General features: G+C 70.2%; 13 protein-coding genes and 4 pseudogenes. 13 read left to right on the top strand and 4 right to left on the bottom strand.

Features of this window, described 5'->3' with window-relative positions; all coding sequences use genetic code 11:
* A pseudogene (locus AB0I51_RS07860) lies at nucleotides 1-219 on the top strand (slipin family protein); the annotation flags it as partial.
* Nucleotides 220-450: 231 nt separating this feature from the next.
* Nucleotides 451-1,533, top strand: a complete 1,083-nt coding sequence (locus tag AB0I51_RS07855; protein WP_362972515.1) for a S1 family peptidase — start codon at nucleotides 451-453, stop codon at nucleotides 1,531-1,533.
* Nucleotides 1,534-1,604: 71 nt separating this feature from the next.
* Here the strand turns inward: AB0I51_RS07855 and AB0I51_RS07850 are convergent, their stop codons facing one another.
* Both AB0I51_RS07850 and AB0I51_RS07845 read right to left on the bottom strand, forming a co-directional pair.
* On the bottom strand, nucleotides 1,605-2,804 hold the full coding sequence (locus AB0I51_RS07850) for an AAA family ATPase (protein ID WP_362972513.1): 1,200 nt from the start codon (nucleotides 2,802-2,804) through the stop codon (nucleotides 1,605-1,607).
* Nucleotides 2,801-3,883: a DUF3533 domain-containing protein gene (locus tag AB0I51_RS07845; RefSeq protein ID WP_362972511.1), complete on the bottom strand. Its 1,083-nt coding sequence runs from the start codon at nucleotides 3,881-3,883 to the stop codon at nucleotides 2,801-2,803. Before AB0I51_RS07845 ends, AB0I51_RS07850 begins: the two co-directional genes overlap by 4 nt.
* Nucleotides 3,884-4,172: 289 nt before the next feature.
* Here AB0I51_RS07845 and dnaE point away from each other — a divergent pair, with 289 nt between their 5' ends.
* Nucleotides 4,173-7,628: a DNA polymerase III subunit alpha gene (gene dnaE / locus AB0I51_RS07840; protein ID WP_362972509.1), complete on the top strand. Its 3,456-nt coding sequence runs from the start codon at nucleotides 4,173-4,175 to the stop codon at nucleotides 7,626-7,628.
* Nucleotides 7,625-8,605, top strand: coding sequence for an ImpB/MucB/SamB family protein (locus AB0I51_RS07835; protein ID WP_362972507.1), 981 nt, complete (start codon nucleotides 7,625-7,627; stop codon nucleotides 8,603-8,605). Before dnaE ends, AB0I51_RS07835 begins: the two co-directional genes overlap by 4 nt.
* A gap of 170 nt (nucleotides 8,606-8,775) precedes the next feature.
* On the opposite strand, the gene AB0I51_RS07830 is transcribed toward AB0I51_RS07835, so the two are convergent.
* Complete coding sequence (locus AB0I51_RS07830) at nucleotides 8,776-9,660, bottom strand: helix-turn-helix transcriptional regulator (protein WP_362972505.1); 885 nt, start codon at nucleotides 9,658-9,660, stop codon at nucleotides 8,776-8,778.
* A gap of 150 nt (nucleotides 9,661-9,810) precedes the next feature.
* Here AB0I51_RS07830 and AB0I51_RS07825 point away from each other — a divergent pair, with 150 nt between their 5' ends.
* From AB0I51_RS07825 to AB0I51_RS07795, 7 genes and pseudogenes are all read left to right on the top strand, one after another.
* Entirely contained in the window at nucleotides 9,811-10,089 is a 279-nt protein-coding gene (locus AB0I51_RS07825) for a carboxymuconolactone decarboxylase family protein (RefSeq protein WP_362972503.1), read from the top strand.
* A 60-nt stretch (nucleotides 10,090-10,149) separates the two neighbouring features.
* Entirely contained in the window at nucleotides 10,150-10,557 is a 408-nt protein-coding gene (locus tag AB0I51_RS07820; RefSeq protein ID WP_362972501.1) for a cupin domain-containing protein, read from the top strand.
* A gap of 31 nt (nucleotides 10,558-10,588) precedes the next feature.
* Nucleotides 10,589-11,603: pseudogene (locus AB0I51_RS07815) on the top strand (zinc-dependent alcohol dehydrogenase family protein).
* 31 nt (nucleotides 11,604-11,634) lie between these two features.
* The gene (locus tag AB0I51_RS07810) at nucleotides 11,635-12,405 is read left to right on the top strand and encodes a glucose 1-dehydrogenase (RefSeq protein WP_362972499.1); all 771 of its coding nucleotides are present in this window, start codon (nucleotides 11,635-11,637) and stop codon (nucleotides 12,403-12,405) included.
* A gap of 236 nt (nucleotides 12,406-12,641) precedes the next feature.
* Complete coding sequence (locus AB0I51_RS07805) at nucleotides 12,642-13,025, top strand: DUF2255 family protein (RefSeq protein WP_362972497.1); 384 nt, start codon at nucleotides 12,642-12,644, stop codon at nucleotides 13,023-13,025.
* Between the two features lie 11 nt (nucleotides 13,026-13,036).
* Nucleotides 13,037-14,006: pseudogene (locus AB0I51_RS07800) on the top strand (aldo/keto reductase).
* Between the two features lie 134 nt (nucleotides 14,007-14,140).
* Nucleotides 14,141-15,442: pseudogene (locus tag AB0I51_RS07795) on the top strand (aldo/keto reductase); the annotation flags it as partial.
* 18 nt (nucleotides 15,443-15,460) lie between these two features.
* Here the strand turns inward: AB0I51_RS07795 and AB0I51_RS07790 are convergent.
* Nucleotides 15,461-15,835, bottom strand: coding sequence for a cupin domain-containing protein (locus tag AB0I51_RS07790; protein ID WP_362972495.1), 375 nt, complete (start codon nucleotides 15,833-15,835; stop codon nucleotides 15,461-15,463).
* 93 nt (nucleotides 15,836-15,928) lie between these two features.
* On the opposite strand from AB0I51_RS07790, the gene AB0I51_RS07785 reads away from it, so the two are divergent.
* Together AB0I51_RS07785 and AB0I51_RS07780 are read left to right on the top strand one after the other, a co-directional pair.
* A complete protein-coding gene (locus AB0I51_RS07785; RefSeq protein ID WP_362972493.1) occupies nucleotides 15,929-16,375 on the top strand; it encodes a MarR family winged helix-turn-helix transcriptional regulator in 447 nt (148 codons plus the stop codon).
* A 146-nt stretch (nucleotides 16,376-16,521) separates the two neighbouring features.
* Nucleotides 16,522-17,379, top strand: coding sequence for an alpha/beta fold hydrolase (locus AB0I51_RS07780; RefSeq protein ID WP_362972491.1), 858 nt, complete (start codon nucleotides 16,522-16,524; stop codon nucleotides 17,377-17,379).
* The last annotated feature ends 31 nt before the right edge of the window (nucleotides 17,380-17,410 follow it).

Below are 17,410 nucleotides of genomic sequence, written 5' to 3'. Positions count from 1 at the left end.
CGGCTCCTGCAAACGGTGGTGGCGGTCGCGGCCGAGAAGAACTCCACGCTCGTGCTCCCGTTCCCGGTGGAGCTGCTGCGCTTCCTGGAACGGGCCGCCCCGGCCGCGCCCGTGGCACCCGTCGCCCCTGTGGCACCGCAACCGGTGCAGGAGCAACTCCTGCCCGCCGAGTCCCACTCGGATCAGGAACCCGACGGGTCGATTTCCGGACAGGACTAGTCCTCGCCGGTTGAAGGACGTTGCTCGCACGCGGTGTTTGCAGTGCGAACGGCCTGGGATGACCGTGAACATTCAAAACGAGGGGGCGTGTGACCGCGTTGCCTGCGCGACCTGAAGTCGACCTTGTGCGCTCCCTGTGAGATTCGGAAGAGTAGGCGCTCGTCAACCTACCTTTCGGCCTGTCGGGTGCTCATGACCCGCCGGGCCGACCCCCCCACAGGAGGACACGAGTTGAAGCACCGACGCATACCCCGGCGACGGGCGGTCGTGGCGGGCGCGGGCACAGCCGCGCTGGTCGTCGCGGGAGTCACCTTGCAGAGTGCGAACGCCAGCGAGACATCGAAGCCGGCCGCACTCCGCACCCTCTCGGCCCCGGCGGCCGGAAAGCTCGCCTCGACGCTCGGCAAAGACCTCGGCGCCGACGCGGCCGGCACGTTCTACGACGCGAAGACCAAGAGTCTCGTGGTCAACGTGCTCGACCAGGCAGCCGCCGACACCGTCGAGGCGGCCGGCGCCAAGGCGAGAATCGTCGAGCACTCCCTCGCCGAACTGACGAGCGCCCGTACGACCCTCAAGCAGGACGCCACCATCCCCGGCACCTCATGGGCGACCGACCCCACCACCAACAAGGTCGTCGTCACCGCCGACCGCACGGTCTCCGACACCGAGTGGGCCAAGCTCACCAAGGTCGTCGACGGACTCGGCAGCAAGGCCGAACTCCAGCGCACCAAGGGGGAGTTCAAACCGTTCATCGCGGGCGGCGACGCCATCTCCGGCTCAGGCGGCCGCTGTTCCCTCGGCTTCAACGTGGTCAAGGGCGGCGCGCCCTACTTCATCACCGCCGGGCACTGCACCGAGGCGATCTCCACCTGGTCCGACTCCAGCGGCAACGTGATCGGCCAGAACGAGCAGTCCAGCTTCCCGGACAACGACTTCGGTCTGGTCAAGTACACCTCCGGCGTCGCCCACCCGAGCGCGGTCGACCTCTACAACGGCTCCTCGCGGGCCGTCACCCACGCCGCCGACGCAACCGTCGGCGAGAAGGTGACCCGCAGCGGCTCGACGACCCAGGTGCACACCGGCACGGTCACCGGCCTGGACGCCACCGTGAACTACGGCAACGGCGACATCGTCAACGGCCTCATCCAGACCGACGTCTGCGCCGAGCCCGGCGACAGCGGTGGCTCTCTCTTCGACGGCGACGCGGCGATCGGCCTCACCTCGGGCGGCAGCGGCGACTGCACCTCGGGCGGCGAGACCTTCTTCCAGCCGGTCACCGAGGCCCTGTCGACCTTCGGCGCACAGATCGGCTGACCTGCACGTACGGCGCTGTGAAGTCCCGTCCCCGCGCGCGAGGGGGCGGGACTTCGGTCCGTACGGCCGGCTCAGCGCTGGGGCCAGTACCACAGTGGTTCGTCCAGCGGGCCCTCACGGCCCGCCACCGTCGTCTGCCCGAACTCCTTCACCAGCTCTATGGAGTTGACGTCGAGGCGGTGACGTATCGCGCCCTTCTGGAGGGCGTCCGCGAGCGGTCTGGCGTGGGTGACCACGACGATCTGGGTGTCCTTGGTGGCGGTGAGGATCAGATCGGCGAGCGGCGGGATCAGGTCCGGGTGGAGGCTCGTCTCCGGCTCGTTCAGCACGAGCAGCGACGGGGGCCGGGGCGTCAACAACGCCGCCGCCCACAGGAGGTAGCGCAGGGTGCCGTCCGACAGTTCGGCGGCGGTGAGCGGGCGCAGCAGTCCGTGCTGGCGCAGGGCGAGCCGGAAGCGTCCGCCGAGATCGGCGATGTGGACCTGGCTGCCGGGGAAGGCCGCGTCCACGGCCGCGTCCAGCGCCGCGCCGTCACCGACCTCGCGGATCGTCTGCAGGGCGGCGGCCAGATCGGAGCCGTCACCGCTGAGCACGGGTGTCCGGGTGCCGATGCGGTCGGCCCGGGCCGGCGCGTGCGCGTCGGTGCGGACATGGTCGTAGAACCGCCAGGACCTGATGAACTCCCGCACCGCCAGCCCATCGGGGGCGTGCTGCGGGTCGGCCAGCTCGCCGAGCATGCTGTCGTACGGGCGCAGGGTGCCGTGGGCCCGGGACCAGCCGCCGCCCGCGCCGCGCAGTCTGACGGCGGCTCCCGCGCGGTCGGAGAGGACCGAGGCCGGGCGCAGCACGGGGCCGCTCCAGATGCACTCGCGCTTGATCTCCGGGTCGAGGTTGAACATCGAGGGGCCGCTGCCCGCACCGGGAGCGGGGCTCGGATGCCCGAAGTCGACCGCGTACCCGAACTCGTCGCCCGCGAAGCCCAGTTGCAGACTGACCGGGCCCGAGCGGACCGTGCCCTGCACGGGATGCCGTCCCTCGCGCACCGCGCGGCTGATCTTCTCCGGCCCCGCCCACAGCACCGACGGCAGTCCGCCCTCCTGCGCGAGCGCGGCGACGGCGCCGCCGCGCGCGGACTCGGCGAGCAGGCACAGCGCGCGGTAGAGGCTCGACTTGCCCGTGCCGTTCGCCCCCGTGATCACGTTCAGCGTGGTCAGCGGGACGATCAGACGGCGCAGGGAGCGGTAGTTCTCGACGGCGAGTGTGCTGATCATTCGTCCAGGGTTGCAGACGGGTCTGACAACGCCGGTCGGCCCAGCAGCCGCTCGTGCTTGTGCCGCAGCGTCGCCGCCAGCAGGGTGATCACGATCCCGGCGAGCGCCCACGCCGACAGCACCAGCAGCGGGCCGGTCACGGCGTTGCCCTTGAAGTAGGCGATCGAGCGCGCCACCCAGGTCCCGGCGCCCGGCGGCAGCGCGGGCCCGATCGCGTTCCAGAACGGCGGCAGCAGCGGCAGCGGGAAGGCGCCGCCCGCGCTCGGGTTGCCGGCGATCACCACCAGCAGGATCGCCAGACCGATGCCCACGACCCCGAAGACCCCCTGCAGGGCGAGGGTCGCCGCCCCGACGGCGAAGGTGATCAGCGCGCCGAGCCCCCAGAGCGCCGGCACACTCCCCGGCAGTGCGCCCAGGACCGGCCCGACGATCACCGCGCCGCCGAGCCCGCCGACGATCGCGACCAGCGCCATCACGATCAGCCGGATCGCCGCGCGGCGCGGGTTGGCGGGCCGGGCGCCGGTGCTGATCGCCAGGATCGAGGCGCACAGATAGCCGCCGACACACCAGCCGACGACCAGGTAGAAGGACGACAGCCCGTCGAAGTCCTGGGACGAGGCCGGGGCCACGTCCACCACTCTGACCGTGCGCTGCTCGGCCTTCTCCAGGGTGGTGGTGATCGTCTCCAGGGTGGTGGCGAGGACCGTACCGCCGCCGGTCGCGACCAGGAGCGTGTCCTTGATGCCGCGTGAGTCGATGACGAGAGCGCCGTCGATGTCCCGGTCCAGGATCTGCCTCCGCGCGGTCGCCGCGTCGGACACCACGCGCGGGTCCAGCGGCGAGCCGGGCAGCTGCTTCAGCCGGGTCACCGTCTGCTCGGCCGTGACCCCGGGCGCGACAACCCCGAAAGCCACATCCCTGGGCTTCGGGTTGTGGAGCGCGCCCACATAGGAGGCGATGAAGAGCAGCTGAAGGGCGACCACACCGATGACGAGGAGGGCGGCCCGCAGGCTGACCGCGTCCTTCACCTCACCGAGGAAGGACGTACGGGACGTACCGGCACCGGGGGGCTCTGTCATGTCCCCACGGTCTCGGTGGCCGGGTACTCACGCAGGCGGGGAGGGGCCGAATGGATGTCGTACGGATGTTCGGAAGTGATTTTCCCCAACTGCCCGGCCCGGGTGGGGAGCTGACGGAGCGATGTCTGTTTCGGACACCGTGGACCCCGTCGCAGGTCTCCTCAAAGAATCGTTTGCATGTTCGAATGTGGTCGCTGACCGGGGCTGATGGGGTTAAGGTAATCGAACGGACGTACGATGAATATATCGGACGGATGGCCGAAAAGGGGTGGAGTGATGGAGGTGCGGCATGGCGGGCTTCGCCCATCTGCACGTCGCGTCCGGTTACTCCGCCCGCTACGGCGCCGCCCATCCCGAGCAGCTCGCCGGCCGGGCGGCCGAGCGGGGCGCGACGGCGCTCGCGCTCACCGACCGGGACACGGTCACTGGTGCCGTCCGCTTCGCGCGGGCGTGCGCGAAGGAGGGGGTCCGGCCGGTCTTCGGTGTCGACCTTGCGGTGGAGGCGCTGGCGCCCCCGCCGCCCGCGCAGCGCCCGCGCACCCCCGCCCGTGGCGGCGCGCATGTGATCGAGCCGCCGCTGCGGTTCGTGCTGCTCGCCCAGGACCGGGCGGGATGGGCCCGGCTGTGCCGCATCACCTCGGCCGCCCACGCCGGCACCGCGTCCGGCGCGGCGCCGGTGGTGGTGCCGTGGGAGGCGCTGCGCGAGTACGGCGGCCCAGGGCTGACCGTGCTGCTCGGGCCGCTCTCGGAGCCGGTGCGGGCGCTGTCGGTGGGCCGGGAGGACGTCGCGATGAAGCTGCTGGCGCCCTGGTGGGAGATCTTCGGGAGGGGAGTGCGGTTGGAGGCCGTAGCGCAGAAACGTTTCGGCACAGGTCCGGGCTCCCTCCGCCTGGCCGCCCGCACCCTGGCGCTGGCCGACCGTACCCGCACCACCGCCGTGCTCTCCAACGCCGTCCGCTACGCCGACCCCGGCCAGCACCGCCTTGCCGATGTCCTGGATGCCGCACGGCTCCTGCGACCGATCGACCGGCGGCACCTGGACAGCGGGCAGCGCTGGCTCAAGGATGAAGGGCGGATGGCGGGCATCGCGCAGATGACCGCCGAATGCGCTGGAGCGGACGCCGGTCGGGCACGCCGCCTGCTGGCGGACACCGCTGCCACGGCAGCCGCGTGCACTGTCGATCCCGTGGCGGATCTCGGCCTGGGTACGCCGCACCTTCCCGAACCGGAAGTCCTCGGCGCCGAGCCAGGGGCGAGCGGTGCGGCCCGGCTGCTGCGCACACGATGCGAGGACGGCATGGCCCGACGCGGCCTGGACCGCGACCGGGTTGCGCAGGATCGACTTGACGAAGAGCTCGCTGTGATCTCTGAGTTGGCCTACGACTCTTATTTTCTCGCCGTGGGACAGGTTGTGGCCGACATTCGCGAGAAGGGAGTCCGGGTCGCAGCGCGAGGCTCGGGCGCGGGATCCATGGTCTGTCACGCGCTGGGTATCGCCACGGCCAATCCGCTCGACCATCGTCTGCTGTTCGAGCGCTTCCTGAGCGTGCGCCGGGCCTCGCTGCCCGACATCGACATCGATGTGGAGTCCGCCCGCCGGCTGGAGTGCTACGACGCGATCTTCGAGCGGTTCGGCAAGGAACGGGTCGCGGTCACCGCGATGCCCGAGACCTACCGGGCGCGCAGGGCGCTGCGGGACACCGGTCTTGCGCTGGGGATCGCTCCGGCCGAGGTCGACCGGATCGCCAAGAGCTTCCCGCACCTGCGGGCCTCGGACATCACTGGCGCGCTCGCCGAGCTGCCCGAACTGCGGCAGCTGGCAGGCGAGATGGACCGGTACGGACCGCTGTGGGAGCTGGCCGAAGGGCTCGACTCGCTGGTCCACGGCATGGCCATGCATCCCTGTGGCGTGGTCATCAGCGACGCGGCCCTCCTCGACCGGCTACCAGTGCAACCCACCCCGCAGGGCGACTACCCCATGGCGATGGCGGCGAAGGAGGAGATCGAGGCGCTGGGCAACATCAAACTCGACGTCCTGGGCGTGCGGATGCAGTCCGCGATGGCCCACGCCATCACCGAAATCGAACGCACCACGGGTCGCCGTATCGAGCTGGACGATCCACGACAGGTGCCGCTCGACGACGTCTTCGCGTTCAAGCTCATCCAGGAGAGCCGGACCCTGGGCCTGTTCCAGCTGGAGTCACCCGGCCAGCAGGACCTCCTGTCCCGGCTCCAGCCCCGCGACCCGCAGGACGTCATCGCCGACATCAGCCTCTTCCGCCCCGGACCGGTCGCCGGCGGCATGCCCGAGCGGTACATCGCCGCACGCAACGGCGGCACACCGTCGTACGCCCACCCGGACCTGGAACCGGTCCTCGCCGACACCTACGGCGTGACCATCTGGCACGAGCAGATCATCGAGACCCTGTCGGTGATGACCGGCTGCGACTACGCGATGGCGGAGATCGCCCGGCGGGCACTGGGCGACAAGAACCGGCTGCCGAAGATCAGGGACTGGTTCCACGGCCTGGCACGCGCGCGTGGCTACAGCCAGGCCGTACGGGACGAGGTCTGGAAGACCATCGAGGCCTTCGGCGCGTACGGCTTCTGCCGCGCCCATGCGGTCGCCTTCGCCGTACCGGCCCTGCAGAGCGCCTGGCTCAAGGCGCACTATCCGGCGTTCCTGCTGGCCGGCCTGCTCGAACACGACCCTGGTATGTGGCCCAAGCGGGTTCTGGTCGCCGACGCTCGCCGGGGCGGCGTACCGGTCCTGCCCGTCGACATCAACCGCTCCCAGGTGAAGCACACCGTGGAGAAGACCGACGGAGAGCAGTGGGGCGTACGGCTCGCGCTGTCCGAAGTCCGTGGCATCAGCGAGGAGGAGTGCGCCCGGATCGAGGAGGGGCAGCCGTACGGATCCCTCTCCGACTTCTGGCAGCGGGCCCGTCCCAGCAGACCGGTCGCCGAACGCCTCGCCGAGATCGGCGCCCTGGGTTGCCTGCACGACGGCCGTCTCACGCGCCGCGACCTGCTGCTCCAGATCACCGAACTCCACCGGGCCTCCCGCACCCGGACCGCGCACGAGGGTCAACTGCCCATCGACACGGGCGCAGTTGGAGGAGTGGAGCCGAGCGGGCTGCCGGAGATGACCGGCCGTGAAGCACTCAGCGCCGAGCTGAGCACCCTTGGCATCGACGTCTCCAGGCATCTGATGGAGCACCACCACCGTCTGCTGCGCGAGATCGGCGCGACCGACGCGGCCCATCTGGCCGGACTGCGTGCCGGACAGCAGGTGTTGGTCGCCGGGGTCCGCGCTTCCACCCAGACCCCGCCGATCGCCAGCGGCAAGCGGATCATCTTCGTCACCCTGGAGGACGGCTCCGGCCTGGTCGACCTGGCCTTCTTCGAGGACTCCCACCCGGCCTGTGCGCACACCGTCTTCCACAGCGGGCTGCTGCTGGTGCGCGGCACGGTCCAGGTGCGCGGCACCCGTCGTACCGTCGTCGGCTCCATGGCCTGGGACCTGGACGAGATCGCCGCCGCCCGCCGCGACCACGGTCCCGAAGCCGCACTCGCCCTCCTCGGCGAGAGCCGCCCGCACCCGACCCCCGCCCAGCCGCGGCGGACTCTGGCCAACGGCACCACCGGCGCCCGCCTGCACCCCTACGCCGACCTCCAGCCAGCTGGCACCCGCTCCGCCGACCTGAAGAAGTTCGGCCACCGAAGCCCGGGGAGTGCGGGATGACCGCGCGGCAGCGGCACATCGCCCACCTTCACCTGCACGCCTCGCTGACCCAGACTCAGTACGACGATGTAATCGAACTGCTGTCCGGAATCACGCCTCACGTCCAGTCCATCCCGCCCAACGCCCTTCAGGTGGACCTGACTTCGGCGCTCCGGTACTTCGACATGTCCGCCTACGACGCGGTCCAGACGGTGAAGATGAGGCTGAAGGCCCACTACGGCATCGACAGCAGTGCCGGGCTCGCGGGCAACCGCATGCTGGCGGCCATGGCGGCCGACGCGTCCGCGCCCGGAGACACCACCTGGATTCGCGACGGGCAGGCCGCCACCTGGCTGTACCCCCGCCCGGTCACCGCCCTGCCGGGGATCGGGCGCGCAACAGCGGAAACGCTCAACAAGTACGGGCTGCACACCATCGGTCAGATCGCCGACATACCTGCGGCAACCCTGCAACGTCTCCTCGGAGTCGGTTCGGCCCGGCTGCTGGCCGAGCGCGCCCGTGGTCAGGATCCTCGCCCGGTGAGCCCTTCGGAACCGGCAGCGCACCTGGTCGCCGATCTCATGCTGGAGCGGGACTGCCTCGATCCGGCACAGCATCACCGAGCGGTCCTGGGACTTGCCGACCGGATCGGTCAACACCTGCGTGGTGAAAGCCAGGTCGCCGGCCGACTCACGCTCACCCTGCGGTATGCCGACCACGGCTCCACCACACGTACGCGCGCGCTGCCGGAACCCACCGACCACTCACCAGTTCTTGCCGCGACTTCCCTGGGCCTGCTGGCCTCCCTGGGGCTGCAGCGGGCACGAGTCCGGGCCTTCGCCATCCGCGCCGACCGCTTGACGCCGGCCCAAAGCGCCTGTCGTCAGCTCTCTCTGGATTCTGGTGATACCCGTGCCCGCGCAGCCGAAGTCGCTGCGGATCGCGCCCGCCGACGCTTTGGGCCGGAGGCTGTACGTCCGGCAGCTCTGGCGGACTGACCGGCTTGGACGGCACTGCACACCGCCGACGCCGACTCGGCCACCGCCGCACGCCGCTACGACGGACAACTGCCGTCACGTCCTTCCTCGGCGACAGCGAAGCCCCGTCCGTCGGGGCCACGTTGACATCTTGATCATCGGGCGTGTGCCCCGGTGCGGGAGGGCACGTGCTACGCGCTGTGCTCGTTGTCGCTGACGGCGGTGTTGTCCTTGTCCAGCGTGGCGGCCCAGCTGGCCAGCAGCCGGAGGCTGTCGTGGGTCGGGGTGCCGGGTTCGGCGTTGAGGGCGGTGAGGGTGAGGCCGGGTTCGGTGGGGATGGGCATCGCCTCGAAGGGGAGGGCGAGTTCACCGACCGCCGGGTGGCGGAAGTACTTGACGCCGGTCTGGTGCAGCCGGACGTCGTGGGCGGCCCACAGGGTGCGGAACTTCTCGCTGCGGGTGGAGAGTTCGCCGACGAGGTCGGTCAAGTCCCGGTTGTACGGGTCGCGTCCGGCCTCGGTGCGCAGGAGAGCCACCGCGCCGGCGGCCTGGAGTTCCAGTTGGGGGAGGAAGCCGGCGGCGCCGGGATTGAGGAACTCGTAGCGGGCGAGGTTCACGGGCCGGGCGGGGTCGGCGAAGACCGGGTCGTAGAGGGCGCGGCCGAGGCGGTTGGTGGCGAGGATGTCGAGGCGGCCGTTGCGGATGAAGGCTGGGGCCTCGGTCATCGCGTCGAGCAGGTGCTGGAGGCTCGGGCGGATGGGCTGCGGGGCGCGGCGGCGGGCTGGCCGGCTGGTGTTCGCCGTACGGGCGAGGTCGTCCAGGTGGGCGTGCTCGGCTTCGTCGAGCTGGAGGGCACGGGCGAGTGAGTCGATGACGGTTTCGGAGACGCCGGAGAGGTTGCCGCGCTCAAGGCGGGCGTAGTACTTGGCGCTGACGCCGGCGAGCAGTGCGACTTCCTCCCTGCGCAGCCCCTTGACGCGCCGGTTGCCGGTGTAGGCGGGCAGCCCCGCCTGCTGGGGTGTGATCTTGGCACGGCGGCTGGTCAGGAACTCGCGTACCTCGCTCCGGTTGTCCATGGTTTCGAGGCTACGTCGGCTGTTCCTGCCGTGTCTCCGGCCGAAGGGTGTACTGGCAGTACACGTATCAACGAGTCCTTCCACGCGTGTGTGACCTGCAGTTTCATCGGTGGTGGCGCAGGATGCACCGCGCGGGAAAGGACATGGACGATGACGGAGAAGAAGGCCCAGCCGGGTCCGCGCGAGCTGTTCGGGCAGGAGTGGAAGAGCCCGGAGCTGTCCCCGAGGGACCGCAGCCTGGTGACCGTGGCCAGCCTGATCACCAGCGGCAGCAGCGAGCAGCTCACTTTCCACATCCCGCTGGCCAGGCAGAACGGCGTCACCGAAGAGGAAACCATCGGGACGATCACCCACATGGCGTTCTACGCCGGCTGGCCCAGGGCGATGTCCGCCCTGAACGTGACCCGGGAACTGTTCCGCAAGGCCTGATCCCACTCTCATTCGCACGTCCCCCCGCCGAATACGTCGACGCAAGGAGCACGTACCACCATGGAGATCCTCAAGCAGCCCGCGACCATGAAGCTGCCCCCGCACATGTTCGCCGGTGACGTCTGGGCGGACGTGATCCACCGGGGCGAGCGGCCCTCCCGGGCCCGCGCCAACATGGTCCGCTTCGCGCCCGGTGCCCGCACCGCCTGGCACAGCCACGGTCTGGGCCAGAGTCTGCACGTCGTGTCCGGGGTCGCCCTCGTCGGCACCCGGGACGGCGTGATCGTCGAGGCCCACCCGGGCGACACCGTCGGCTGCCCGCCCGGCGAGGAGCATTGGCACGGTGCCACCCCGGACCAGTTCATGGAGCACATCGCCCTGTGGGAGGGCGACGAGGTCGACTGGCTGGAGCACGTCACCGACGCGGAGTACGGCGGCCCGCGCACCAGCACCCGTACCTCGCACTGACCAACTCCCCCCACAGATACAGGAGATACTCGTGCGCGCAACCGTGCTCCACGCCCCGGTGACATCCGGGTGGAGAACCTCCCCGAGCCGAAGATCCTCGCCCCACGGACGCGGTCATCCGCACCGTCGCCGCCTGCGTGTGCGGCTCCGACCTGTGGGACTACCGTGGCATCAACCCGGTCACCCAGCCCACCCCGATCGGGCACGAGTACGTCGGCGTGGTCGAGGAGACCGGCGCAGAAGTGCTGGACATCAAGCCGGGGCAGTTCGTCATCGGCTCCTTCTTCGCCTCCGACAACACCTGCCCGATCTGCCGCGCCGGCTATCAAACCTCCTGTCCGCACCGGGAGTTCGTGGGCGGCTGTCAGGCCGAGCACATCCGTATCGTGCTCGCCGACGGCACCTTCGTCGCCCTCGACGCGCAGCCCGACGAGAAGTTCGTGCCGAGCCTGCTCACCCTCTCCGACGTGACGGGCACCGGCTGGTACGCGGCCGTCGCCGCCGAGGTGAAGCCCGGCTCCATGGTGGTCGTGGTCGGCGACGGCGCGGTCGGCCTGTCCGGCGTCCTCGCCGCCCGGGAACTCGGCGCCGAGCGGATCATCGCGATGAGCCGCCACGCCTCCCGGCAGCAGCTCGCGACCGAGTTCGGCGCCACCGACATCGTCGCCGAGCGCGGCGAGGCGGGTGTCGGCCGTATCAAGGAGCTCACCGGCGGCATCGGCGCCGACTCCGTCCTGGAGTGCGTCGGCACCCAGGAATCGATGCGGCAGGCCGTCCAGTCCACCCGCCCCGGCGGCAACGGCGGCTTCGTCGGCGTCCCGCACGACGCGGCCATCGACGGCGAGGAGCTGTTCTACTCCCACGTCGCCCTGCGCGGCGGCCCCGCCCCGGTACGCCGCTTCCTGCCCGATCTGATCGACCGCGTCCTCGACGGCCGTATCGAGCCCGGCAAGGTCTTCGACCTGACCCTGCCGCTGGGCGAGGCCGCCGAGGGCTACCGGGCCATGGACGAGCGCCGCGCCGTCAAGACGCTGCTGCGCCCCTGATCTCGCCGACCCATGATTGGAACCACCTCTCATGCCCCCCACCTACGACTTCCATGACCAGGTGGCCCTCGTCACCGGCGCGGCCTCCGGCATGGGCCTCGCCACCATCCGCGCCTTCGCCGAGGCGGGTGCCGCCGTCGTCCTGGCCGACATCGACGAGAAGGCCGTAGAACACGCCGCCGAGGAACTGACGGCGGCCCGTCACCGGGCGATCGGCGTCGTCTGCGACGTCACGGACGAGGCGCAGGCCGCCGCGATGGTCGAGCGGGCGGTTGAGACGTACGGCCGCCTCGACATGGCGTTCAACAACGCCGGCATCCAGGTCCCGCCCAGCGACGCTGCCGACGAGACGGCCGAGGACTTCGACCGCGTCAACGCCGTTGATCTGCGCGGTGTTTGGGCCGCCCAGAAGCACGAACTGCGTCAGATGCGGCAGCAGGACAGCGGCGGCGCCATCGTCAACTGCTCCTCGCTGGGCGGCCTCGTGGGCCTGCCGGAGCGTGCCGCCTACCACACGTCCAAGCACGGCGTGATCGGCCTGACCAGGAGTGCCGCGGTCGAGTACGCGCCCAAGGGCATCCGCATCAACGCGGTGTGCCCCGGTGTGATCGACACCCCGATGGTCGCCGACATGCTCGAAGGCCAGGCCGAGGCCATGGCCGAGATCATGAAGCAGCAACCGATCGGACGGCTGAGCCGGGCCGACGAGATCGCCGCGGCCGTCCTGTGGCTGTGCAGCCCCGCCGCGAGCTTCGTCGTGGGCGTCGCCCTGCCCGTCGACGGCGGATACACCACCGGCTGACCGGTAGCCGTTCCGTGCGGCCGAGGCCACGACGGCACGGACACAGCGTTCTCCCGTCCGCCGTGTGGGCTTCGGAGCCCTCCTCACGAGCCGCACGGCCCCCTTGCCCGGTCTCCGCGCGAGCCTGCTCATCGCTGCCGTGATCGTCATGGCCACTGCGACCGCGAACGCTCTCGCCGAACGGCGCGGTGCCACCGACCGCTGCCACATCACCTCCTACCGCACACGGAAAGCCCATGACGAGCACCTGGGACCAGGCGCAACTGCGTGCCCTCGCAGCCGCCGACGACCTGCACATCTCGCCGTATCGCGAGGACGGCCGCACCCCCGGCACACCGACCTGGATCTGGTCCGTCGTCGCGGGCGGCGACCTCTATGTTCGCCCCTACAACGGCCCCAACTCCCGCTGGTACCAGGCGGTGTTGTCCCAGAAGGCCGGCCGTATCCGCATCGCGGGCACCGAACACGAGGTCGCCTTCGCGCCGGCTGTCGACACCGTCCTCGACGCGGTCGACGACGCCTACCGCACCAAGTACGCCGCCAGCCCCTACCTGGAGCCGATGCTGCGCAGCGGCCCCCGCTCGTCCACCGTCCGCATCACCCCTGCCGCACAGGCGTAAGGAGCGTCACCATGGAGTACACCCGTCTCGGCACCACCGGCCTGAAGGTGAGCCGCCTCGCTCTCGGCTGCATGAGCTACGGCGACCCGACCGTGCCCCGAGCCCATCCCTGGGCGCTGACCGAGGACAGGGCCGCGCCGTTCTTCCGGCAGGCCGTCGAGCTGGGCATCACCTTCTGGGACACCGCGAACGTCTACCAGGCGGGCACCTCCGAGGAGTTCGTCGGCCGGGTGATCCGCGAGTACTCCCGGCGTGAGGACATCGTCCTGGCCACGAAGGTCCGGGGCCCGATGCACGACGGTCCGGGCGGTGAAGGCCTCTCCCGCAAGGCGATCCTGGAACAGGTCGACGCCTCCCTGACCCGGCTGGGCACGGACTACATCGACCTTTACCAGATCCACCGCTTCGACGACGACGTCCCGGTCGAGGAGACGATGGAGGCCCTGCACGACGTCGTCGAGGCGGGCAAGGTCCGCTACCTCGGTGCCTCGTCGATGTACGGCCGGCAGTTCGCCAAGCTCCAGCACGCGGCCGACCTTGGCGGCTGGATCCGCTTCGTGTCCATACAGAACCAGTACAACCTCCTGCGCCGCCAGGACGAGCCCGAACTCATGGCCATGTGCGGGGACATGGGCGTGGGCCTGGTCCCGTACCCCGAACGGCAAGGGTCGCCTCGCCCGCCCCGTCGGCGAACAGAGCACCCGCTCCACCACCGACCACGTCGTCCAGGCCTTCGACAGCGAGTACGACGAGCCCGTCATCAACGCCGTGCAGCAACTCGCCGAAACCCGGGGCGTCCCCATGGCGCAGATCGCCCTCGCCTGGGTGCTGCGCAACCCGCTCGTCTCCGCGCCCATCGTCGGCGCCACCAAGCCCCACCACCTCCAACAGGCCGCAGAAGCAATTGAATTGAAGTTCTCGGACGAGGAAGCGGCAGCGCTCCAGGCGCCGTACACGAACGCCGGGCCTTCCTGGTTCTGACCACGGACACCCGCTGCGGAACGGCTCAGAGAGCCATGCAGTACCGCACCCTCGGCAACTCCGGCCTGGCCGTCTCCAAGCTGGCGCTCGGCACGATGAACTTCGGCACCGAGAACACCTAGGAGGAGTCCTTCGCACTGCTCGACGCCTTCATCGAGGCCGACGGCAACATGATCGACACCTCCGACGTCTACGGCGGCGGCCTCTCCGAGCAGATCATCGGCCGCCGGCTCGCCGCCCGCCCCCGCGAGATGACCGACCGCGTCGTGCTCACGACCAAGGGCCGCTTCACCACCGGTCCCGACGTCAACGACCCCGGCCTGTCCCGACGCCACCTCCGCCGTGCGCTGAACGCCTCCCTGGGCCGCCTCGGCGTGGAGACCGTGGACCTTTACCAGATGCACGGCTGGGACGCCCACACCCCGGTCGAGGAAACCCTCTCCTTCCTCGACGACGCCGTCCGCGCCGGAAAGATCCAGTACTCGGGGCTGTCCAACTTCACCGGCCGACAGCTCCAGTTGACCGTCTCGACGGCCAAGGCGATGGGCGTCCATGTCCCGCTCACGCTCCAGCAGCAGTACAGCCTGCTGTCCCGGGAGAGCGAGTTCGAGATGGTGCCCGCCGCCCTGCACAACGGCATCGGGTTGCTGCCCTGGTCGCCGCTGGCCGGCGGCTTCCTCACCGGGAAGTACCCGCGCGGTGCCACCCCGGCCCCGGACACCCGCGCCGGTTCCGCGAACGAGCTCTACCAGTGGGTTTCCGCCGAGTACGCGGCCAGCGACCGCAACTGGGCCGTCATCGACGAGCTCGTCCGCATCGCGCGGGAGAGCGGAGCAACTCCCGCTCATGCAGCACTGAGTTGGATCGCCGACCGCCCCGGCGTGGTCGCCCCGATCTTCGGCGCCCAAACCCTGAAGCAGCTCCACGACGGCCTCGGCGCGGTCGCCCTCACCCTCGACGACGAGGCCACCGCAGCCCTCGACAAGGTCAGCACCCCCACCCCGGGCGGCTACCCCTACGGCGACTTCGGCACCAGCCGGCGCGATCGCCGGCTCCAGGGCGGGGCGCAGGCCCTCGGCGCCCTGATCGGCAACGGCTCCGAGCACCCCACCGGACGGCTGTGGATCAGAGGGCCGCACCCCGAGGGACACGACCGGCCGCCCGGCTCCGAGAGAGCCGGGCGGCGTTTCACGTACCCGGGTGGCCTCGCTGAAGTCATTACGGCCCGGCGGCACCGTCGTGATCGCCGGAGTACGAGCGGCACCAACCCGCCCGCCGACCTCGGCCGCATCTTCCACCAGCAGGGCATCCTCGGCTCCACAAGGGCTTCCAGCTCTCCGAGGAACTCGGCACCCGGTTGCACGCCCTGGGGCAAGGTCTGCGGCGGGCTGACCCTCGCCGTCCGCCGCGTTGACCAGGGGGCGTTGGCGGCGTAACTCTCCTTGTTCCATTGGTCAGTTGGCCCACGGCGGAACGATGTGCGTCCCGTCGGCCAGCTCCGCCTCCAGTCCGATGGACGTGGTGACCCAGGTGATCACGGCGCGGTCGGTGGGGTTCTCGGCGCCGAAGGTCGCGCCGGGGTTGATGATCAGCGTGTCGCCCGCGCCGACCCGCTCGGTGCGGCCGTCGAGCGTGACGACCATTTCGCCTTCGAGGATGTGCAGGATCTCCTCGCGGTTGACGGTGTGCAGGGGCGCCTTGGTGCCGGCCGGGATCTCGCCGCGCCACGCGCACAACTCCTTGCTGCCGGTGCGGGGATGGGCGTACGAGACGAAGCGGGCGCCGTGGATCTCGTGGGTGACGGCTTCGGTCGAGCGGATGACGGGCATGGTGGCCCTCTCTCAAGATGGTCAAGCTGCTTGACTATATGGCTCCATGGTCAAGCTGCTTGACCGGTTCGTCAAGGGTGTTTCAATGCCTCCGTGCAGAACTCCGAGGCCATCGCCCTGTCCGCCGCCGTGCTCGCCGTCGCCGGGGAGCTCACGCAGCGCATCCACGAGGGCGTCGTCGCCCGCGGTTTCGAGGGGGTGCGGCCCGCGCACGGGTTCGCCTTCGTCCGTCTCGCTCCGGACGGCGCGACGGTCACCGATCTCGCCGCTCATCTCGGAGTGACCAAGCAGGCGGCGAGTCAGCTCGTCGACGAGCTGGTGCGCAGGGGGTACGTCGAGCGGCGCCCGCATCCCGCCGACGCGCGCGCCCGGCTGATCGTGCTCACCGAGCTGGGCTGGGCCTGTACGCGTGCGGCGGAGGAGGCCGCCGCCGACGCCGTGCGGCCGTGGGTCGAACTGCTGGGGGAGAGTGAAGTGCGCGTGTTGTGTGACCGTTTGCTGCGTATTGCACCCTACGGTCCCATCAGGCCCACCTGGTGACTGGTTATCACTGAGAGTTTTTACTGACGCGTAACTTCACACTTCACCTACTCGCTCGTAACTTGACGAGTGAACAGCATTCTTGTGATCCGGATCACAGGGCGTAAGGCCGTCGCAACTCCCTTGAGCCGCAAGGAGATCACACGATGCTGCCCTGGAAACGAGTGCTCAGACCCCTGACCGCGCTGCTCCTGACCGCCGCGGTCGCCGCCCTCCCCACCGCCGCCCACGCGTCGAGCACTCCGAGCACCGGCTGGAACGACTACACGTGTAAGCCCTCCGCCGCCCACCCCGACCCGGTCGTCCTCGTACACGGCACCTTCGCCAACAGCACCGACAACTGGCTGGTTCTGGCGCCGTACCTGGAGGCCCGCGGCTACTGCGTCTTCTCCCTCGACTACGGCCAGCTCTCCGGCGTCCCGCTCATCCACGGCCTCGGCCCCATCGACAAGTCGGCAGAACAACTCCAGGCCTACGTCGACAAGGTGCTCGCCGCGACCGGCGCCGCCAAGGCCGACCTCGTCGGTCACTCCCAGGGCGGCATGATGCCCCGCTACTACCTCAAGTTCCTCGGCGGAGCCGCCAAGGTGGACACCTTCGTCGGCATCGCGCCCGACAACCACGGCACCACCCTGGACGGCCTCACCAAACTCCTGCCGTACTTCCCCGGCGCCGAGGACGTGATCTCCGCGACCACCCCCGCCCTCGCCGACCAGATCGCCGGCTCGGCCTTCCTCGCCAAGCTGAACGCGGGCGGCGACACCGTCCCCGGTGTCCACTACACGGTCATCGCCACCCGGTACGACGAGGTGGTCACGCCGTACAGCAGCCAGTTCCTGAGCGGATCCGACGTGCACAACGTGCTGATCCAGAACCTGTGTTCAGTCGATCTCTCCGAGCACGCCCTGCTCGGGCTGTCGGACCGGATCGCCTTCCACGAGGTCGCCAACGCCCTCGATCCGGCGCATGCCACCACCACCAACTGCCTGTCGGCACTGAGCTGATCGCACATCGCGGGGTCTGCCCGACCTGAGC

Origin of the sequence: Streptomyces sp. NPDC050549, from assembly GCF_040655035.1 — a bacterium.
In the GTDB taxonomy this organism is placed as follows: Bacteria; Actinomycetota; Actinomycetes; order Streptomycetales; family Streptomycetaceae; genus Streptomyces.
The sequence above is the reverse complement of the archived record's forward strand: the minus strand, read 5'-3'. Positions and strand labels throughout refer to the sequence as shown.

Excerpts from the sequence above, each read along its gene's own strand:
- AB0I51_RS07850 (WP_362972513.1), bottom strand. The coding sequence starts at position 2,804 with ATGATCAGCACACTCGCCGTCGAGAACTACCGCTCCCTGCGCCGTCTG.
- AB0I51_RS07845 (WP_362972511.1), bottom strand. The coding sequence starts at position 3,883 with ATGACAGAGCCCCCCGGTGCCGGTACGTCCCGTACGTCCTTCCTCGGT.
- dnaE (WP_362972509.1), top strand. The coding sequence starts at position 4,173 with ATGGCGGGCTTCGCCCATCTGCACGTCGCGTCCGGTTACTCCGCCCGC.
- AB0I51_RS07835 (WP_362972507.1), top strand. The coding sequence starts at position 7,625 with ATGACCGCGCGGCAGCGGCACATCGCCCACCTTCACCTGCACGCCTCG.
- AB0I51_RS07830 (WP_362972505.1), bottom strand. The coding sequence starts at position 9,660 with ATGGACAACCGGAGCGAGGTACGCGAGTTCCTGACCAGCCGCCGTGCC.
- AB0I51_RS07825 (WP_362972503.1), top strand. The coding sequence starts at position 9,811 with ATGACGGAGAAGAAGGCCCAGCCGGGTCCGCGCGAGCTGTTCGGGCAG.
- AB0I51_RS07820 (WP_362972501.1), top strand. The coding sequence starts at position 10,150 with ATGGAGATCCTCAAGCAGCCCGCGACCATGAAGCTGCCCCCGCACATG.
- AB0I51_RS07810 (WP_362972499.1), top strand. The coding sequence starts at position 11,635 with ATGCCCCCCACCTACGACTTCCATGACCAGGTGGCCCTCGTCACCGGC.
- AB0I51_RS07805 (WP_362972497.1), top strand. The coding sequence starts at position 12,642 with ATGACGAGCACCTGGGACCAGGCGCAACTGCGTGCCCTCGCAGCCGCC.
- AB0I51_RS07790 (WP_362972495.1), bottom strand. The coding sequence starts at position 15,835 with ATGCCCGTCATCCGCTCGACCGAAGCCGTCACCCACGAGATCCACGGC.
- AB0I51_RS07780 (WP_362972491.1), top strand. The coding sequence starts at position 16,522 with ATGCTGCCCTGGAAACGAGTGCTCAGACCCCTGACCGCGCTGCTCCTG.